The sequence below is a fragment of the Rhodococcus sp. BL-253-APC-6A1W genome (assembly GCF_012843405.1).
Lineage (GTDB): Bacteria > Actinomycetota > Actinomycetes > Mycobacteriales > Mycobacteriaceae > Rhodococcus.
Genome location: NZ_JABAFB010000002.1, coordinates 35,475 through 51,523, shown reverse-complemented (window position 1 = coordinate 51,523; position 16,049 = coordinate 35,475). Strand labels below are relative to the sequence as shown.

15 protein-coding genes are annotated in these 16,049 nt (G+C 68.4%); 10 read left to right on the top strand and 5 right to left on the bottom strand.

Annotation, left to right across the window (positions count from 1 at the left end; all coding sequences use genetic code 11):
- Positions 1–37 precede the first annotated feature (37 nt).
- Genes HF877_RS02775 through HF877_RS02755 form a run of 5 tightly spaced genes read left to right on the top strand, consistent with a single transcriptional unit; the run spans position 38 to position 4,725 of the window.
- Positions 38–862, top strand: coding sequence for an ABC transporter ATP-binding protein (locus HF877_RS02775; RefSeq protein ID WP_169619668.1), 825 nt, complete (start codon positions 38–40; stop codon positions 860–862).
- Positions 863–914: 52 nt separating this feature from the next.
- On the top strand, positions 915–1,748 hold the full coding sequence (locus HF877_RS02770) for an NUDIX domain-containing protein (protein WP_169619667.1): 834 nt from the start codon (positions 915–917) through the stop codon (positions 1,746–1,748).
- Positions 1,749–1,757: 9 nt separating this feature from the next.
- The gene (locus tag HF877_RS02765) at positions 1,758–2,537 is read left to right on the top strand and encodes an enoyl-CoA hydratase-related protein (protein ID WP_169619666.1); all 780 of its coding nucleotides are present in this window, start codon (positions 1,758–1,760) and stop codon (positions 2,535–2,537) included.
- Positions 2,538–2,589: 52 nt separating this feature from the next.
- Entirely contained in the window at positions 2,590–3,567 is a 978-nt protein-coding gene (locus HF877_RS02760) for a class I SAM-dependent methyltransferase (RefSeq protein WP_169619665.1), read from the top strand.
- Complete coding sequence (locus HF877_RS02755; protein WP_169619664.1) at positions 3,568–4,725, top strand: class I SAM-dependent methyltransferase; 1,158 nt, start codon at positions 3,568–3,570, stop codon at positions 4,723–4,725.
- Here the strand turns inward: HF877_RS02755 and dapA are convergent.
- Positions 4,722–5,615 (bottom strand): 4-hydroxy-tetrahydrodipicolinate synthase, encoded by an 894-nt coding sequence (dapA, locus tag HF877_RS02750; RefSeq protein ID WP_169619663.1) that lies wholly within the window; start codon positions 5,613–5,615, stop codon positions 4,722–4,724. The genes HF877_RS02755 and dapA overlap by 4 nt on opposite strands.
- 70 nt (positions 5,616–5,685) lie before the next feature.
- Between dapA and HF877_RS02745 the strand changes: the two genes are divergently transcribed.
- A complete protein-coding gene (locus HF877_RS02745; RefSeq protein ID WP_169619662.1) occupies positions 5,686–6,594 on the top strand; it encodes a LysR family transcriptional regulator in 909 nt (302 codons plus the stop codon).
- Positions 6,595–6,604: 10 nt separating this feature from the next.
- Here HF877_RS02745 and HF877_RS02740 read toward each other — a convergent pair whose 3' ends face one another.
- Complete coding sequence (locus HF877_RS02740) at positions 6,605–7,906, bottom strand: PQQ-binding-like beta-propeller repeat protein (RefSeq protein WP_169619661.1); 1,302 nt, start codon at positions 7,904–7,906, stop codon at positions 6,605–6,607.
- 94 nt (positions 7,907–8,000) lie between these two features.
- On the opposite strand from HF877_RS02740, the gene HF877_RS02735 reads away from it, so the two are divergent.
- Together HF877_RS02735 and HF877_RS02730 are read left to right on the top strand one after the other, a co-directional pair.
- Positions 8,001–8,765 carry an acyltransferase gene (locus HF877_RS02735; RefSeq protein ID WP_169619660.1) on the top strand — a complete coding sequence of 255 codons (765 nt, stop codon included), beginning with the start codon at positions 8,001–8,003 and terminating at the stop codon, positions 8,763–8,765.
- Positions 8,766–8,801: 36 nt separating this feature from the next.
- Positions 8,802–10,289: an amidase family protein gene (locus tag HF877_RS02730; RefSeq protein WP_169619659.1), complete on the top strand. Its 1,488-nt coding sequence runs from the start codon at positions 8,802–8,804 to the stop codon at positions 10,287–10,289.
- Between the two features lies 1 nt (position 10,290).
- On the opposite strand, the gene HF877_RS02725 is transcribed toward HF877_RS02730, so the two are convergent.
- From HF877_RS02725 to HF877_RS02715, 3 genes are read right to left on the bottom strand one after another with little or no spacing between them, the layout of a single operon-like run.
- Positions 10,291–11,538, bottom strand: a complete 1,248-nt coding sequence (locus HF877_RS02725) for a glycosyltransferase family 4 protein (protein WP_169619658.1) — start codon at positions 11,536–11,538, stop codon at positions 10,291–10,293.
- Positions 11,538–13,058: a glycoside hydrolase family 57 protein gene (locus tag HF877_RS02720; RefSeq protein ID WP_169619983.1), complete on the bottom strand. Its 1,521-nt coding sequence runs from the start codon at positions 13,056–13,058 to the stop codon at positions 11,538–11,540. Before HF877_RS02720 ends, HF877_RS02725 begins: the two co-directional genes overlap by 1 nt.
- Positions 13,059–13,084: 26 nt before the next feature.
- Positions 13,085–13,864: a class I SAM-dependent methyltransferase gene (locus tag HF877_RS02715; protein WP_296550824.1), complete on the bottom strand. Its 780-nt coding sequence runs from the start codon at positions 13,862–13,864 to the stop codon at positions 13,085–13,087.
- A 229-nt stretch (positions 13,865–14,093) separates the two neighbouring features.
- Between HF877_RS02715 and HF877_RS02710 the strand changes: the two genes are divergently transcribed.
- Positions 14,094–14,879, top strand: coding sequence for an electron transfer flavoprotein subunit beta/FixA family protein (locus HF877_RS02710; RefSeq protein ID WP_169619656.1), 786 nt, complete (start codon positions 14,094–14,096; stop codon positions 14,877–14,879).
- Positions 14,880–14,927: 48 nt separating this feature from the next.
- Entirely contained in the window at positions 14,928–15,884 is a 957-nt protein-coding gene (locus HF877_RS02705) for an electron transfer flavoprotein subunit alpha/FixB family protein (protein WP_169619655.1), read from the top strand.
- Positions 15,885–16,049: the final 165 nt, after the last annotated feature.

The window sequence follows — 16,049 nt, the reverse complement described above, 5'->3', positions numbered from 1 at the left end:
CCGCGTGTCGCGCCCGGACGTAAGACAAGATGGACGCGTGGCACAACCTGATCCCGATTTGCTCATCGAATTCGAAGACGTTCTGGTGCGGCGTGGAGGCAACGTCCTCGTCGGACCCGTGACCTGGAAGGTGGAACTCGACGAACGCTGGGTGGTGCTCGGCCCCAACGGCGCAGGCAAGACGACGCTGCTGCGCATCGCGGCGGCCGAGACGTTCCCCACGTCCGGAACGGCACACGTGCTCGGCGAAACGTTCGGCCGGACCGACCTGTCCGAACTGCGGACCCGCATCGGCCTGTCGTCGGCGGCGCTCGCGAACCGCGTGCCGTTCGACGAGAAAGTCCTCGATCTGGTGATCTCCGCCGGATACGGCGTACTCGGCCGATGGCGCGAGCGCTACGACGACATGGACACCGAGCGCGCGATCGAGATGCTCGAGAGCCTCGGCGCCGAACACCTCGCCGACCGCTCGTACGGAACGCTGTCGGAGGGCGAGCGCAAACGCGTGCTCATCGCCCGCGCGCTCATGACCGATCCCGAACTGCTGCTGCTCGACGAACCCGCGGCCGGCCTGGACCTGGGTGGCCGCGAGGAACTCGTCGCGCGGCTCGGCGTGCTGGCCGCCGACCCGGATGCCCCGGCCACCGTCCTCATCACGCACCACGTCGAGGAGATCCCGCCCGGTTTCACCCACGCGCTGCTCCTCAAGGAGGGCACGGTCGTCGCGCAGGGTCTGCTCGACGACGTCATCACCGGGGAGAACCTCAGCGAAGCGTTCAGCCAGGCCATCACGCTGGAACAGGCGGACGGCCGGTTCTTCGCACGCCGAACCCGGGAGCCGGGACGCCACCGTCGCGGGTGACACGACGGGCGCCCGGCATGGCGTGCGTCACGTGATCCGATAGTTTGAGGCCATGTCCCACGATCGCTCGGTGAGCTCCTTCGACCCCGCCGCGGTGCCGATCCGCGGTGCGTCCACGGTGATGCTGGTACGCGACTCCGCACGGGGAGTGGAGGTGTTCCTCCAACAGCGCGTGGTCGGCATGGACTTCGCCGGAGGGATGACCGTGTTCCCCGGCGGCGGGGTCGATCCGTCCGATACCGACGCGTCGGTGCGGTGGTCCGGTCCGGACGTCGCATGGTGGGCGGAGCGGTTCGCCACCGACGAGGCGACAGCGCGCGCACTGGTACTGGCGGCCGTGCGGGAAACGTTCGAGGAATGCGGTGTCCTGCTGGCCGGACCGGACCCCGACACGCTCGTCGCCGACACTGCCGTCTACGCCGGTGCGCGCCGCAAGCTCGAGGCCCGCGACCTGTCCTTCGGCGATTTTCTCGCGCGGGAAGGACTCGTGCTGCGCGCCGACCTGCTGCGCCCCTGGGCCAACTGGATCACGCCCCTGGGCGAGCGACGCCGGTACGACACCCGCTTCTTCGTCGCCGCCGCACCCGACGGACAACGCGCGGACGGGGAGACGAGCGAGGCCGACGAGGTGCGCTGGCGGACCGCCGCGGAAGAACTCGAGTACTGGCGGTCGGGACGGTGCGTGCTGCTTCCCCCGACCTGGACTCAGTTGACGGACCTGGCGCGATACCGGACGGTCGCGGAGATCATAGCCGCGGAAGTGACCGTCGAACCGGTCCTTCCCGTCATGAGCAAGCGGGACGGAATGATCCACATCTCGTTCGACGGCGAGGACGGCTACTACGCGGTCGGGTCGCATCCGTGGGCCCAGCGCGCCGACCTCTAGGCTTCGTGCATGCCTGAATTCGTGACGCTCGAGGTTTCCGACGGTATCGGCACCATCCGACTCGACCGGCCGCCGATGAACGCGCTCAACCGGCAACTCCAGGAGGAGCTTCGGGAGGCCGCGCGGGAAGCGTCGGTGCGGGACGACGTGAAGTCGGTGATCGTGTACGGCGGGGAGAAGGTGTTCGCCGCCGGCGCCGACATCAAGGAACTCGCCGAGATCGACTTCGTCCGGATGAGCCGGATCGTGGGCGATCTGCAATCCGCGCTGGGCTCGATCGCCGACATTCCGAAGCCGACCGTCGCCGCGATCACCGGCTACGCGCTCGGCGGTGGCCTCGAACTCGCCCTCGGCGCCGACAGGCGCATCATCGGGGACAACGTGAAGCTGGGCACGCCCGAGGTCCTGCTCGGCGTGATCCCCGGTGGTGGCGGCACACAGCGCCTCGCCCGCCTGGTGGGGCCGTCGAAAGCCAAGGACATCGTGTACACCGGCCGGTTCGTCGGGGCGGACGAGGCTCTGGCGATGGGTCTCGTGGACGAGGTCGTGGCACCGGACGACGTGTACGAGGCGGCCCGCCGGTGGGCCGCGCAGTTCACCACGGCGGCGTCGCGTGCGCTTGCGGCAGCCAAGGCTGCGATCGACCAGGGCCTCGAGACCGATCTCGTGACCGGCCTCGCCATCGAACAGCACCTGTTCGCGTCGCTGTTCGCCACGAAGGATCGCACCATCGGCATGGAGTCGTTCCTCGCCGACGGACCCGGAAAAGCCGATTTCGTCGGCGAATAGTTCGCCCAACCGCAAAATTGCCCCCGACTTACCGATGGGTAGGATCACCGCCATGACTGCAAGCAGGCCCGACGGGGTCGACCCCGCGCCGAACCCGCACGCCACTGCCGAACAGGTCGCGGCAGCGATGGAAGACACCAAGCTCGCTCAGGTGCTCTACCACGACTGGGAAGCCGAGACGTACGACGACAAGTGGTCGATCTCGTACGACGAACGCTGCATCGACTACGCGAAGGGACGGTTCGTCGCCGCCGCCGGAGAGCAGCCCCTGCCCTACGAGCGGGCGCTCGAGTTGGGCTGCGGCACCGGCTTCTTCCTGCTCAACCTCATGCAGGGTGGGGTGGCGAAGAGCGGTTCGGTCACCGACCTGTCGCCGGGCATGGTCAAGGTGGCGCTGCGCAACGCCGAGCATCTCGGCCTCGACGTCGACGGCCGTGTCGCCGATGCCGAAACCATTCCGTACGAGGACGACACGTTCGACCTCGTCGTCGGACACGCAGTGCTGCACCACATTCCCGATGTCGAGCAGTCCCTGCGTGAGGTGCTGCGCATCCTCAAGCCGGGTGGCCGATTCGTGTTCGCCGGTGAGCCGAGCACAGTCGGCAACTTCTACGCGCGCTGGCTCGGGCGCATCACGTGGGAGGCCACGACCACCGTCACGAAGCTGCCGTTCCTCAGCGACTGGCGCCGCCCGCAGACCGAACTCGACGAGTCGTCGCGCGCCGCGGCACTCGAGGCCGTCGTCGATCTGCACACCTTCGACCCCTCCGATCTCGAGAAGATCGCCCGGTCGGCCGGCGCGGTGAACGTCAAGGCCTCGAGCGAGGAGTTCGCCGCCGCACTGCTCGGCTGGCCCGTTCGCACGTTCGAAGCCGCAGTTCCGCCCGAGAAGCTGGGCTGGAACTGGGCCAAGTTCGCCTTCGGCGGCTGGAAGTCGCTCAGCTGGGTCGACGAGAATGTGCTCAAGCACGTTGTCCCGCGCAGCTTCTTCTACAACGTGATGATCACCGGTGTGAAGCCGGGCAAGTAATTGGGATACGAGTTCACGCTCGACGACGTCCGGTACCTGACCTCCGATACCGGCGCGGCAGCGCTCGCACGTGTCGGCGAGCGTGAACTGTCGACGCGTACGCGCCTTGCCGATATCGGCTGGGTGCGTACGCACTTCGGCGACCGTACCGCGGTGCTCGTGGAGACGGTGTTGTTGCGCCGCAAGGCGGACGCGAAGATTCCCGGTGCCGCGCGCTGGATCCTCACCGACGATGCAGTGCAGCAGTCGACGCCCGCAACCGTGGCGGCGCATCGAGCGCGACGGCTTGCCGGCCGCCGGGTCCACGACGTCACCTGCTCGATCGGCACCGAACTCGCCGAACTCGTCGGTGTCGCGGAGACGGTGGTGGGCAGCGACCTCGACGAAGTGCGCCTCGCCATGGCCGCGCACAACGTCCCCGAGGCATATCTCCTCCGTGCGGACGCGCTGACGCCGGTGACACGCGGCACGACCGTCGTCGCGGACCCTGCGCGTCGCGCCGGCGGCCGCAGGACCCACGACCCGGCGGCGCTGCAACCGCCGTTGCCCGACCTTCTCGGGGTGTATGCAGGACGCGATCTGGCCGTGAAGTGCGCGCCGGGTCTGGACTTCGACTCCCTCGACTGGGACGGCGAGGTCGAGGTGGTGTCGCTGGACGGCGGCGTGCGTGAAGCATGCCTGTACTCCCCGGGACTCACCCACGGCGGTGTTCGACGCCGCGCGTCGGTACTCCGTTCGGACGGAACCGGTTTCGAGGTCACCGACACGATGCCGGACGAGATTCCCGAGCGTGCACCGGGGGAATGGATCGTCGATCCGGACGGTGCGATCGTGCGGTCCGGACTGGTGCGTCACTACGCGGCCGCACACGGGCTGTGGCAACTCGATCCACGTATCGCCTACCTCACCGGCGATACGTTGCCCGACGGGGTGCGTGGATTCCGCGTCCTCGAACAGTTCAAATACACGGAGAAGGCGCTGAAACAGGCACTGTCCCGGTTCGATTGCGGGATCGCCGAGATCCTGGTGCGCGGGCTCGACATCGATCCCGCGGTGCTGCGTCCCCGGCTCAAATTGAAGGGCTCACGCTCGCTGAGCGTGGTGCTGACCCGCATCGGCCGCACGCCCGAGGCCTTCGTGTGCGCAGCGTCCCGTTAGCCTGCACGGACCGTGTGGGGCAGCGCTCCGAGAATCGCCGCGGGGCTGCCCGCCGGCAGGAGGGGTAGCCGGACGTTCGGAGTCGAAATCCTGCCCTGGGCGTGGAGCACGGCCTTGATGACGGTGGGGTTCGGCCCTGCGGTCAGCGCGCACGCGGTCTCCACGAGTCGGTTCCCGAGGGCCCTCGCCTGCGACAGGAATCCGCCGTCCCACAACCGGAACAGTTCGACGAACTCGCGCGTGCAGACGTTCGCGGTCGCCAGGATCGCTCCCGCGGCACCCATCGCGAGGAGCGGGGAAACCAGCGCGTCGTCTCCTGCGAGGACCGAGAACGACGTGGGGGCCACTGCGACCAGTCGCGCGGTGTCGGTGTCCACCGAGCCGACTGCCTGTTTGATGCCGGCAATCTGCGGATGCTGCGACAGTCGCTCGACGGACTCCCAGCCCAGGTGCTGACCGGTGCGGTACGGAACGTTGTAGAGAATCAGGGGGAGCGGACTGCGTGCGGCGATGTATTCGAAGTGCGCCACCACCCCTGCCTCGGACGGGCGTGTGTAGTACGGGACCACCACCATTGCGGCTGTGGCGTCGCCCTCCGCATGCAGTTCCTCGAGGGTGCGCGCGGTGCCGGCCGTGTCGTTCGAACCTGCGCCGACGATCAGGGGCACGCCGTGCTCGCGGCACGCCGTGCTGCAGATCCGCACGACCTCTCGACGTTCCAGAGGGGTCAGGGTGGCCGCCTCCGCGGTTGTTCCCAACGCCACGATGCCGGCTGCGCCTTCTTCGATCACGCCGTGGGCGAGACGTTCGAGGTCGGTCGCGGCGATCTCGCCGGTGTCTGTGAACGGGGTGACGAGCGGGACGAAGATGCCCGACGGATGGAATGTCATGCACCCACTTTTACCGTCGCAATTCACAAGATCCAGTTACTCTTCGTGACGGAACTCGTAAGCTGAACCGATGCTCGACGTTCGCAAGCTCAGGCTTCTCCGTGAACTCGCCCATCGAGGCACGATCGCTGCCGTCGCCGAGGCGCTTTCGTACACGCCGTCGGCGGTGTCGCAACAGATCTCGGCGCTCGAACGCGAGGCCGGCCGCCCCCTCCTGGTGCGCACGGGTCGTCGGGTGAGGCTGACCCCGGCGGCTCTCATCCTCGTCGAGCACACCGAGGCGGTTCTGGCGGAACTGGAACGAGCAGAAACCGCGCTCGCGACGAGTGGGCCGGGGCCGTCGGGGTCGGTTCGCCTCGGGGCCTTTCCGACCGCGCTACGGACGGTTGTGCTCCCCGCCCTGTCGGAACTCCGCCGTGCGGAGCAGGGCCCGGAAGTGACGGTGACGGAGGTCGATCCCGCCGATGCGCCGGATCTGCTTCGGGGAGGTCACCTCGACATGGCGCTCGTCCACGAATACGACAACGTGCCGTCCTCCGTCGGGTCGGGCATCGAACTCGAACCGCTGCTCGACGAGGTCATCTATCTGGCCGCGTCCGCAGCGCCGGACGCGGAGGGTTTGGCGGTCGTCCGCAGTCACGCAGACAGCCCTTGGATTGTCGGGAACTCCGGCACGTTGTGTCACACCATGGCGGTGCGCACCTGTCGCTCCCAAGGGTTCGAACCGTGGGTCACCCATCGGGTCGACGACTTCGCCACGGTCCTGCGACTGGTTGCAGCGGGAGCCGGCGTGGCACTGGTGCCACAGCTCGGGGCGATCGATGTTCCGGCAGGGGTGGTGCTCACCGCGCTTCCGGTCGGGAGACGAACCCGAATTGCGTACCGCCGGGGCAGTGGGCACCGGCCGGCGCAGGCTGTCGTGAGCGCCGAATTACGCAGGGCAGCACGATCTTTCGACTGTACCTCGACTGTCGGCTGAGGGAACTGCTTCAGCGGAGTACGACGATGTCACCGTCGTGCGTCGTGGTGACGAACTCGCCGTCGGGGCCCACCGCGGTGCCGACCGGGAATCCTGTTGCCTCCGTGATCGGTTCCTCGTCGATCGAGTGGCCGTCCGAGGTGTCGAACACGAGTGCGGCAAGGCCGTCGGCGCCGCCCACGATCGAGTAACCCAGCCCGTTCGAGGTCACCGCCGGTACGGCGTGCTGCGTGACATCCGTTCGCTGCCACACCATTTCGGCGCCGTCGCCATTGTCCCGCAGTGCGGTCAGGGCGCCCTCGTCTCCGCCGGCGGCAAGCAGCAGCAATCCGTCACCGGTCACTGCCGGGCCGGTCGCGGGGGAGTAGTCGAGTCGATGGCTCCATCGGGGTGTCCCCGTCGTGGAGTCGACGGCCCAGAGGGTGCCGTCGCCGTCGTGGACGTAGACGGTCGCGCCGTCGGCGGACAGCACCGGACTCGTCACGGCGCCGCCCGGCAGGTCGTCGGTGGACCATTCTTCGACCACGGACGCGTTGTCGCCGCTGGTGTACCGCATGGCGACGAGAGACGCGCGGTCGGCACCGGGACGCCACAGGGTCACGAAGATCCGGTCCGTGGCCAGGTCGACTGCGGGAGTGGTGGCGACGGGGCAATCGGGTGATCCGCCGAAGCATGCGGGCAACCCGTGGTCGCTCGCGAGCCTCGGAACGTTCTGGCCGTCGCCGACGGCGGGAATGGGCACGAGGTCGAACAGCGGTGCGACGAGTTGGCCGGTCTGCGGGTTGATGATGTTGACCTGGCCGAAATGCGTGACGACGACCAGTTTTCCGTCGGACGCGAACTGGGCGCTGCGCGGTGTGCCGCTCACCGGGATGCGCCAGCGTCGCTGCCCGTGTTCGTTGAACGAGAACATGCCACCGTCCTCGCCGACGTAGATGTTCGCGTTGCCGTCGGACACGGGGGTCACGGTCGTGGCGCCCGGAGCGAGCCGCGTGCACCACCGTTTGCGGCCGTTGTCGATCTGGAAGGAGAAGAGGTTGCATCCCGCGTCCGTCGAGGCGGTGACTGCGATCTGGCCGTTGCGGGCAACCCCGGCGGGAGAGCCCACCCGGCCTCCCAGCGGGCGGGCCCACGCGGCCGAGAGGTCGTCGAGACCGTCTGCGGTGGCGGTGCTGCTGTTGCGGGCATCCGAATAACGGCCCGGCCAGCCTCCTTCGGAGAGCACATCGCTGGTACCGCCTCCGCCTGCGCACCCGCTCAGTGCGACCGCTGCCGTCGATGCCAGCACTGCGGCCCGCAGGACACCCCGCATCACCCAACTCCTCCCGGGACGAACGTTTCGAGCCGTCAGCGTATCGGGCCGGTGGTTGTACCCCGCGCAGGAGGCGGACCGTAGGCTGCCCCCTATGACGAGCATGTGGGGCGCACCGCTGCGCACGAGGTGGCGCGGTTCCCGTCGCCGGGATCAGGACCAGGCACGATTCCTGACACTGTCATCTCTGCGATGGGTGCTGGCAAACAAGGCATACACGCCGTGGTACCTGGTCCGGTACTACCGCCTGGCGAAGTTCAAGCTGGCGAATCCGCACGTCGTGCTGCGCGGAATGGTGTTTCTCGGGAAGAACGTCGAGATCCACGCGACGCCCGACCTGGCGCGGCTCGAGATCGGCAAGTGGGTGCATATCGGTGACGGCAACGCCATCCGCTGCCACGAAGGTTCGCTGCGAATCGGCGACAAGGTCGTGTTCGGCAAGGACAACGTCGTCAACACCTACCTCGACATCGAGATCGGCGCCTCGACCCTCGTTGCGGACTGGTGCTATATCTGCGATTTCGACCATCGCACGGAGGACATCACCTATCCGATCAAGGACCAGGGCATCATCAAGGGTCCGGTGCGCATCGGGCCGGACACCTGGATCGCCGCCAAGGTGACGGTGTTGCGCAATACCAAGGTGGGTCGCGGCTGTGTGCTCGGCGCGCACGCCGTGGTCAAGGGTGAGATCCCCGATTACAGCATTGCCGTCGGCTCGCCGGCGAAGGTCGTGAAGAATCGGAAGCTGTCGTGGGAGACCGCCGCCGCCGAACGTGCCGCACGGGCCGCAGCGCTCGAGGACATCGCGCGGAAGAAGGCGGGAGAAAAGCCGGCCGACGCACAACCCGGCGTCTGACGACAGCCACAGGAAGATCGGCAGGGGAGGGCTCGAGTGGATTTCGACGAATACCGGCGTCACGACGCCGTGGGGCTCGCAGAACTGGTGGCGGGCGGGCAGGTGACGCCGCACGAACTGCTCGAGACGGCGATCGCCAGGCTCGACGCCGTCGAGCCGACTCTCAATACGGTCGTCTACCGGCTCGACCGAGAGGCTCGTGTGCGGGCCGGCCACCCGTTGGACGGCCCGTTCGCGGGCGTGCCCTTCCTCGTGAAGGACCTCGGGCAGGACATCGCGGGGATCCCCACCGGCAGTGGGTCCCGCGCCCTCGCCCAAGTTCCCGCCGAACGCAACTCGGTGGTCGTCGACCGCTGGCTCGAGGCGGGTCTCGTCGTCTTCGGGAAGACCAACACCCCGGAATTCGGGCTCAAGGGCATCACCGAACCGGAAGCGAACGGTCCCACACGCAACCCGTGGAACCCGGCGTTGACCCCCGGGGGTTCGTCCGGTGGTTCCGCCGCGGCTGTCGCAGCGGGCGTGGTGCCCGTGGCGGGCGCGAGCGACGGCGGCGGCTCGATCCGGATCCCGGCCGCATGCTGCGGTCTCGTCGGTCTCAAGCCCGGGCGCGGAGTCGTGCCGACCGGCCCGCTCGGCAGCGAACCGCTGCACGGGGCGGCAACGAACGGGGCGATCACCCGGAGCATCCGTGACTCCGCGGCTCTCCTGAACGTCATGGCCGGTGCCTATGGGGCGGCGCCCTTCCTGAGCGCGGCTCCACCGCAGTCGTATTCGGCCGCCGCCCGCACCGCCCCCCGGCGCCTGCGGATCGGGTACGCGACCGCGTCCCCGCTCGGGACCGGGGTCGACCCCGAAGCGGTCGCAGCGGTCGACGCCACGGTTGCCCTGCTCGACGGCCTCGGTCACCACGTCGAGCCCGCGACGACCGGCGTCGACGAGCGGCAACTGGCCACGGATTTCCTCACGATGTGGTTCGCGTCGTTGACGGCGGAGGTCGACGAGGTACGGCAACGCACGGGGTCGGGCCCGGACGGATTCGAGTTCGACACCCGCATTCTCGCCGAACTGGGCCGCACCGTGCCCGCTCCGGAGTATCTCGCGGCGCTGGCGCGCTGGGGCGAACACACCACCCGGCTCGCCGCGTTCCACGAGCGTTACGACCTACTGCTCACGCCGACCCTGGCTTATCCTCCGGCGCGGATCGGGGAACTGGCGACTCCGCGCTGGATGAGCACCCTCGGGAACGTGCTCATCGCGACGCGAATGGGCAGGGTGGCCCGCTGGACCGGGCTGGTGGACCGGATGATCGACGAGAACCTCGGACGCACGCCGTACACCCAGCTGGCGAACATCACCGGGCGCCCGGCGATCTCGCTGCCGCTGCACTGGACCGCGGACGACGTACCCCTCGGCGTGCAGTTCGTCGCGCCGCTCGGCGGGGAAGGCCTGCTGCTCGCTCTCGGGGCCGAACTGGAACAGGCTCGCCCGTGGTTCGACCGCGTGCCGGCGCTCGGAGTCGGCTGACTCAGTCCCGGCCGGGCAGCGGGCGCTGCGGGATCACGGGCCGTCCGAGCGGATGCCGTACCCGCCGCTTCGCGCCGATGTAGACCTGGGCCGTCTCCTCGGCGACCTGTCCCCAGTCGAAGTCGTCGGTGAGCCGGGCCCTGGCGGCCCGGGCGCGTTCCTGCGCGGCGGCCGGATCGTCGAGCGTCCTGCGCACCGCCGACGTGAGCGCTGCGACGTCGCCGGGAGGAAACGACAACCCGGTCGTGCCGTCGACGACGGCCTCGCCGAGCCCGCCGGCGGTCGAGGTGACCAACGGTGTTCCCGCAGCGGCAGCTTCGAGCGCGATGATGCCGAACGGTTCGTACCGGCTGGGCAGGACGATGGCGTCGGCGGTGTGCAGTCGATCGAGCAGTTCGGTGTGGTCGAGGTTGCCGAGGAAGGTCACCGAGCGTGCGACACGATGGACGCGCGCCTGTTCGCGCAACCACTCGGACTGGGTGCCGTCGCCGGCGACCATGAGCGTGGTGCCGGGGTGGAAACGCCGAATCCGCGGGAGGGCGGCGATCGCGTCCTGCACGCCCTTTTCGTACTCGAGCCGTCCCACATAGAGAAGCCGGGCCGGCCCGGATCGGGGTGCGCGCTCGCGGTACGACCACGTCGTGATGTCGATACCGTTGCGGATCACCGAGATTCGCGGCAGATCGGGGCCGTACAGTGCTGTCACTTCGTCGTACATCGACGCCGAACACGTGATGAGCGCGTCGGATTCGTGGGCGAGCCACCACTCGACCGAGTGCACCTGGCGGTTGATTCTGCCCGAGAGCCACCCGCTGTGGCGGCCCGCTTCGGTTGCGTGGAGCGTGGAGACAAGCGGCACGTCGAAGTGCTCGGCAAGGGCGATGGCGGGATGCGCGACCAGCCAGTCGTGTGCATGCACGACATCGGGTTGCCACCCCTCGCCGATACCGCCGCGGCTCAGGCCGATCCCCGCGCGCACCATCGCGTGCCCCATCGCGAGTGTCCAGGCGAGCATGTCCTCGCCGAATACGAAGTGGGGGGCGTCCTCCGCGACCGCGACGACGAGCACGCCCTCGGCGATATGGCTGAGTGTGGGATGCGTCGAAGCATCGGTTCCCGTGGGGCGCCGGGACAGCACCACGACTTCGTTCCCCGCTGCGGCAAGTTCCGTGGCGAGATGGTGAACGTGCCGACCGAGCCCACCGACGACGACCGGCGGGTACTCCCACGACACGATCAGGATCTTCATCACTTGCCTCCGTGGCGTCCGGGCAGGCGCCGCGCGTCGAGCCCGGGGAACAGGTTGTCGGCTCGGTTCCAGCCGTCGGCCAACCGTACTGCCGTCGAGTCCCGACCGGAAGCGACCGCCTCGGCGATCTCCCGGAGGGCGTGCGCGTGGGTGTGCGCGCGATCGCGGGCGTACGCGGCCGCGGTGTCCTTGCTGACCATGAACGCCCAGTCGCTCGAGACGGTGAGCAGCGCTTCGCGCAACATCTGGTCGTGCACGCGGTTGCGCAGGACCGGTGCTCCGGGTGCGTGCCCGTCACGGGCCTTGTCGAGTGTGTCGAGCGTGGTCCGGACCACCTCGTCGTTGAGCTGGACGAGGTCGGAGACCTGGTCGCCGGCCCATACCCGCCAGTCCTTGCCCGATCCCCACGAGGAGTTCGCGAGATCGACGGGGCCACCGACGTATCCGCGATCACGGGCGTCGGTGAGCGTGCCCACCTCGATGCCCGCCTCCGGCAGCGCCCGCAGAAGCCGCTCGAGGAACAGCGGGCCCTCGAACCACCAGTGCCCGAACAGTTCGGTGTCGAATGCCGCGACGACGAGTGCGTCCCTGCCGATACGCGCGGACTCGCTCCGGAGGCGGCGGCGGATCGTGTCGACGAAGTCGGCCACGTGGCGGTCGACGGCGAGGGACGCGAGTTCGGGGTCGTAGGGCGCCTTGTCCTCCGACGGCACTGCGCGGCCGGTCACCCGTGAGGGCTTGAGACCCGTGTCGTGACAGTAGGTGTGGAAGTCGCGGTAGGCGGCGTGCCCGGGGTATCCGGACTTCGGCGACCACACGCGGTACGAGACCTGAAGGTCACGGCCGAAACACACGACGTCCGAGTCGAGCACGGTGCGGCCGAGAGTGGTCTCGCCGTGCAGCGCCGGCCCGTCGACCATGAAATGTTCGACACCTGCTGCCGCGTACCCGATTTCCATGCCCGGCGTGAATCCGCACTCGGGGCCCCAGATGCCACGGGGTCGGTGTTGCCACCGGGCGTGCGCGTCGTGCAGGCCTTCGGTGAGGGAGAACTCCCGCATCCGGGGGTCGAGCAGTGGCTGGAACGGGTGCGCGAGCGGACCACCGAGCAGTTCGATCGCGTCGGCGTCGACGAGGTTGCGGAGCACGGGGGAACCGCCGTGGCGCCATCGGGTTTCGAACATCTCGAGCGCGGCTGCTGCCGCACGGTGTTCGCGCGCCCCGAGTGCCTGGTAGGACTCCTCGGCCATGCCGGCGGCCTCGTGGGCGCGCAGTTGCCAGTTGCCGAGCCAGTGGTGCATTCCGGCAAGACAGTGCGGATCGTCGAGCTGGGCGGCCAGGACGGGCGTGATCCCGAGCGTGACCATCCGGCTGTGTCCTTCGTGGGCAAGGCGCGCAAGAACGTCGGTGACCGGGAGATATGTTGCGGCCCAGGACTGATAGAGCCATTCCTCACCGACCGGCCAGCGGCCGTGATGGGCGAGCCACGGCAGGTGGGAGTGCAGGACGAGGGAGAACATTCCCGGTTCTCCGGTCTTCTTCGTACTCACCGCGCGGGATCCTTTACTGCGACGGCAACCAGATCGAGGCTGCTGTCGATGTTTTCGGGGTCGAGGACGAAGTCGTCGACGGTGATGCCCGCGACGTCCTCGGTGAGTTCCGCCGGCCACGGTTCTCCGGCCAGTGCACGCTCGATCTGCGCGTCGATGAACGAGCCGCCGTGCTTGGCGTCGAGCGCGCGGAGCGTCGGGCCGTGGTGCACTCCGGTCATCAGTTCCACCCGGAAACCGGCGCTGTCGAGCAGTTCCGAGAGTTCGGCCGCATCGAGTTCGCGGGTGTGGAACGGATTGAGCGGGGTGTCGCGCCCGGGCGAGAAGGTGATGCGGTTCGGTGTGCTGATCAGCAGTGCGCCGCCCGGGGAGAGGACGCGGTGGCATTCGCGGAGGAACTGTCCCTGGTCCCACAGGTGTTCGATGACCTGGAAGTTCACGACGACGTCGACGGTCTCGTCCGCGAGGGGGAGTTCGGCGAGGTTGCCGTGCCGCATGTCGACGCGCGGGTAGCGGGCGCGGATGTGGGCAACTGCGCTCTCGTCGTAGTCGAGGCCGATGACCCGCGTCGCCACGTCGGCGATCATGTCCGCGCCGTAGCCTTCGCCCGCTCCCGCTTCGAGGACGGTCCGGCTTCGGCAGCGGTCGAGCAGTTGCCGGTAGACCACTTCGTGGCGCCGGAACCAGTAGTTCTCCTCGGCGATGCCGGGTACCGTCCGTTCGCCGGTGAGGGGGAGAGTCTGGGCGTCGTCGGCGCGGCTGTTGGTATCGCTCACCGAGCAGACATTAGTGCCACTGCACTCCGGCTCGGTTCCGGTGGTCCAGATCACAGGTTTGCGCGTCCTTTCGTGCGGCTATGGTGAACCAGGAATTCCGCTAAGTTACCCACGGGTAACTTAGCGTTTGATAATCTATCGCACACGCCGTGCGACAGACACGAGTGCTCGGTTCAGGCAGCGCCTTGCCGACCAAAGGCAGCTACACACAGGAGGTCGACGCAGACCCATGACGAACATCGTCGTTTTGATCAAGCAGGTCCCCGACACGTGGTCCGAGCGCAAGCTCACCGACGGCGACTACACGCTCGACCGTGAAGCCGCCGACGCGGTTCTCGACGAGATCAACGAGCGGGCGGTCGAAGAGGCCCTGCTCATCAAGGAGCGCGACGGCGGCGAGGTGACCGTGCTGACCGCAGGTCCCGACCGCGCGACCGACGCCATCCGCAAGGCGCTGTCGATGGGTGCCGACAAGGCCATCCACCTCAACGATCCCGCGCTGCACGGCTCGGACTCCATCCAGACCGCCTACGCGCTCGCCGCGGCGCTCGGCCAGATCGAGGGCGTCGAGCTCGTCATCGCCGGCAACGAGGCCACCGACGGTCGCGTCGGCGCCGTGCCCGCGATCATCGCGGAGTACCTGGGCCTGCCGCACCTCACGCACCTGCGCAAGCTGACCCTGGCCGACGGCAAGGCCACCGGCGAGCGTGAGACCGACGAGGGCGTCTTCGGCCTCGAGGCACCGCTCCCCGCGATCGTCTCGGTCACCGAGAAGATCAACGAGCCGCGCTTCCCGTCCTTCAAGGGCATCATGGCCGCGAAGAAGAAGGAAGTTCAGACCCTCACCCTGGCGGACATCGGTCTCGATCCCGAGATCTTCGGTGTCGCGAACGCCGCGTCCACCGTCACCGGCGTCACCCCGAAGCCTGCGCGTACCGCCGGCGAGCGTGTCGCCGACGAGGGCGACGGTGGCGACAAGGTCGCTCAGTACCTGGTCGGCAACAAGATCATCTGATCGCGCCCCCGCGACAACACCAGACCTATCTAGGGAGAGAAGCAAGCAATGGCAGAAGTACTCGTGCTCGTCGAGCATGCCGAGGGCGCGCTCAAGAAGATCAGCACCGAACTCATCACCGCCGCTCGCGCGCTGGGTGAGCCGTCGGCAGTCGTGACCGGTTCCGCCGGGACCGCCGACAAGCTCCAGGAGGCGCTCGCCGCCGCCGGTGCCGCGAAGGTCTACGCCGCCGAGTCGGACATCATCGACGGCTACCTCGTGACGCCGAAGGTCGACGTTCTCGCCGCGCTCGTCGAATCCACCAGCCCCGCAGCGGTTCTCACCGCAGCGTCGGTCGAGGGCAAGGAGGTGTCGGGCCGCCTCGCTGCGCGCCTGGGCTCCGGTCTGCTCGTCGACGTCGTCGACGTCAAGAGCGACGGCTCGGCCGTCCACTCGATCTTCGGTGGCGCGTTCACCGTCGATGCCAAGGCCAACGGCGACGTTCCGGTCATCTCGGTTCGCCCGGGTGCGATCGAGGCCAAGCCGGAGGCTGCCGCCGCCACTCGCGTCGACGTCGAGGTTCCGGCCCAGGAAGAGAACGCGGTCAAGATCACCTCGCGTGAGCCCGTCGCCGGTGGCGACCGTCCCGAGCTCACGGAGGCGTCGATCGTCGTCTCCGGTGGTCGTGGTGTCGGCTCGGCCGACAAGTTCTCCGTGGTCGAAGAACTCGCCGATTCGCTCGGCGCAGCGGTGGGCGCATCGCGCGCCGCTGTCGACTCGGGCTACTACCCGGGTCAGTTCCAGGTCGGCCAGACCGGTAAGACGGTCTCGCCGCAGCTGTACATCGCGCTCGGTATCTCCGGAGCGATCCAGCACCGCGCGGGTATGCAGACCTCGAAGACCATCGTCGCGGTCAACAAGGACGAAGAGGCACCGATCTTCGAGATCGCCGACTTCGGCGTCGTGGGCGACCTGTTCAACGTCGCTCCGCAGCTGACCGAGGCTGTCAAGAAGCACAAGGGCTGATTCTCACCCTCAGCAAGAGCGCGGCCCCGTTCCGGAATCCGGAGCGGGGCCGCGCTCGCGCGTGGGCAGTCCCGGTGGGCGAGATGTCCGGCTCGTCCGCACGCCGGAACGTGACCCTTGCCGCATGTGCTCCCGTGGAAGCGGTGAGCGCGACGGGCACCCCGA